This window comes from Arthrobacter sp. 05N33_2 (assembly GCF_056397425.1).
On sequence record NZ_JBFTNJ010000145.1, the window covers coordinates 1 to 1308 of the forward strand.

The 1308-nt window shown below is 61.9% G+C and carries 1 protein-coding gene and 1 pseudogene; both read left to right on the forward strand.

Translation table 11 applies throughout. The features are described 5' to 3' along the window. Nucleotides 1-135 precede the first annotated feature (135 nt). Nucleotides 136-906 (forward strand): hypothetical protein, encoded by a 771-nt coding sequence (locus AC1DHX_RS20700; protein WP_476900460.1) that lies wholly within the window; start codon nucleotides 136-138, stop codon nucleotides 904-906. A gap of 184 nt (nucleotides 907-1090) precedes the next feature. Beyond that, a pseudogene (locus AC1DHX_RS20705) lies at nucleotides 1091-1308 on the forward strand (hypothetical protein); the annotation flags it as partial.

The following is a 1308-nucleotide window of genomic DNA, read 5'->3' on the forward strand; positions in this document are numbered from 1 at the left end:
CGGTCTTGATCTCGACGACGACGTAGCCCGTTGACCGCACTCATAGCCAGCCTCTATCTCGCACGGAGGGCGACGGTCGATGCGTCAGTTCCCTACAAGCGGATGATCGCTGATGGTGGGCATTACCGTGTGGGTATGAAACCTGATCACAAGCCCTCAGTTATCAGCCGGCTACTGGACGAGGTGTCGTGGGAGGGCAGCAACGTGAAGCGATACCGGAACGGCGGTCGCGGCATGGAAAACCCGCTAACTGCAGAAGTTTTTCAGGGCCTGTCCAACCTCCCCCGAGACCTGTTCCTCGGGGAAGTCCTGCGTTGCGCCCATGGCGCCGACCAAAACCGGCTTGCGGCCGCCAACGAAGCTGAACATGCTGACCTCGACGTGCTGCCAGGCAGTCTTCTGCTCCCTGCCCTCAATATTGACGTCCAGCCGGACGTGTGGGTGACCGGCCCCTCGGTCCAACTCTTAGTCGAGGCCAAAGGCTTTCGGAAAGGCGCGGCGTTCAATGTCGAGCAGCTTCCCCGGGAACTGCTGTGTCTCCAGGCGCACAGCGGCAACCGCACACCCTTGCTCCTGCTGGTCCTGACCGCTCCCCCACCCATCAAGCTCGCCGGCARTGGCCGCCACGAGATCGACGCTGGTGTTGCCCTGGGCCTTGAGTCCCTCTGTGCCCGCGCCGGAATGACTGCCGAAAACTACGAGGGCCTGCTGGCCTCCATTCCGTCCTGTGTCTCATGGATAACCTGGTCTGAGATCTACATCATTGTCATGCGACAGAAAAACGCCCTCTCGGGTCTCCCCTCCAGCATCGCTGCGTCCCTCCCCCGGATCGCTGACGGCGTGACCCAGGCCATTAAATGGCACTCGGGCGGCTTTAAATTCGAATCTGTGGCGGTCGTTGATTAGCTCGGGGGTTGACCGACGAAGCATACAACTTGGAAGCCTGTCACTACGGCAGTCTGTTAGCCACGGTCTGAGGGCCGATAGCGGACGTTATGTAAAGCTGAATAGTGATTATTGCACCTGATGCAATATCGCTGGCCTCGGCCCTCTCCCATCACTACGGGACCGTCTCGACCGGTGAAACCCCGTGACCGGGACCAAGGCCGGGTACACCACCGCTGCGAAGAMCTCCACCCCGACAGCAGCTGTGGCGCCCGCGCTATTGGCTCTGACAGCACCGGTTCCGACGCTCACGGGCACGGCGAGGGTCGGTTCGACCCTGACTGCGGTCCCGGGCACCTGGGGTCCGGCTCCGGTGGTGCTGGGGTATCAGTGGAAGGCCAACGGTGTGGCCATCGTCGGCGC